Consider the following 1550-nt stretch of genomic DNA (forward strand, 5'->3'; position numbering starts at 1 on the left):
CGAACTCCGTAACGTCCTGGATGTCCAATTCGCCCAGCGTGCAGACGAATTGAAGGCCCACTCGGCACTGACCGCCCTGGCCCGCATTCTCGCCGCCAATCAGGGTTCCCCCGCCGACGCCCTCCTCCCGCGCGTCCGCACCCTGCTCGCCGACGTCCACGGCTTCGCCGAACTACGTCTGCTGTCGCACCTCCGCTGCGACGAACTCCCCTTGCCCCATGAGGATCTCGCGGAACTCAGCCGCCTGATCGGCGGCACCGGCGTGGCCCCGACCCTCCGCCTGGGCCTGCCCGCCCACACCGATGTCCCCACCCAGCGCGAAGCGGCCTTGGCCGCGGTGCGGAAGTGGCGGAACCGAGCCCGCCACCCCTTGGCCGATCAGTTCACCGCCAACGCCTGCCTCACCGCCGCGCGCAGCGCCGAGGGACTGCTGGAAATCCTCCACGAGCCCCCGACGACGCCGTTCCCGGTCCTGCGCCCCGGCCGATAGCGTCCCCGGTCAGGGTGCGGTGCGGTCGCTGCGCGGGTCGATGAGGATCTTGGCGTGGTGCTCGGGCGAGGCGAGGGTGGCGAAGGCGGTGTCGATACCGTCGAGGCCCACGGTGCCCGTGATCAGCGGTGACGGGTCGACCTTGCCGTCGGCGATCATGTGCAGGGTGTCGCGGAATTCGCCGGGGTCGTAGCCGAGCACGAAGCGCAGCTCGATCTCCTTGTTGATGGCGGTGGCGGGATGGAAGGCGTCCTGCTGCATGCACACGCCGACGACCACGACCCGGGTCAACGGCGGTGCGGCGGTAAGGATCTGGTCGATGATGCCCGGCACGCCGACGCATTCGAAGACGACCGGACCGGAGGGTCCGCGCTGCAGCGTGTGGGCCGCGCGGAACAGGTACCACCACGGAATATTGGGGAGGCGCCGCAGGCGTTCCATGGCGTCGAAGCCGAGGTTGAGGATGTCGGCGGCGCCGGTGATGCGGGACTTCTTCGGCGTCGACTCCCACGGGGATTCGGTGGTCGGGTCGACCACCACGTCGGCTCCGCAGGCCGCGGCGAGTTCCCGGCGGCGGGGGGAGAAGTCGCTGGCGACGACGGTGTGGACGCCGGCGGCCTTCAGCATCGAGATGACGGCCAGGCCGATGGGCCCGCAGCCGATGACGAAAGCGGTCTGGCCCTTGGTGATCCGGCTCTTGCGGACCGCGTGCCAGGCCACGGCCATGGGTTCGGTGAGGGCCGCGTGGTCGGGGGCGAGGCCGTTGGGGACCGGGAAGGTCATGGGTTCCTGGATCAGGACCTGTTCGGCGTAGCCGCCCGGCGCGTGCGCGGACAGTCCCGTCAGTTCGGGCTGGCGGCCGGTGCGCAGGATCGGCAGGGCGACCACGGGGGTGCCGGGCTTCCAGCGCCGCCGGGTGCCGGGTCCGTATTCCTCGATCTCGCCGGTGAATTCGTGGCCCATGACGATGCGCTGTTCCGACCGCATGAACCGGTCGTAGCCGGTGGCGGCGGCCAGGTCGGCGAGTTCGTCGCAGTGCAGGCGGGCGTGCAGGTCGGAG

1 protein-coding gene and 1 pseudogene are annotated in these 1550 nt (G+C 70.6%); one reads left to right on the top strand and one right to left on the bottom strand.

All coding sequences use genetic code 11. The annotated features are described in order from the left end of the window. Nucleotides 1–490 (top strand): annotated as a pseudogene (locus ACIRS4_RS36665) (hypothetical protein); the annotation flags it as partial. Nucleotides 491–499: 9 nt separating this feature from the next. Here ACIRS4_RS36665 and ACIRS4_RS36670 read toward each other — a convergent pair. Then, the coding region (locus ACIRS4_RS36670; RefSeq protein ID WP_404204361.1) for a zinc-binding dehydrogenase at nucleotides 500–1550 on the bottom strand (1051 nt) is incomplete at its 5' end.

Source organism: Streptomyces sp. NPDC101166 (assembly GCF_044768125.1).
In the GTDB taxonomy this organism is placed as follows: Bacteria; Actinomycetota; Actinomycetes; order Streptomycetales; family Streptomycetaceae; genus Streptomyces.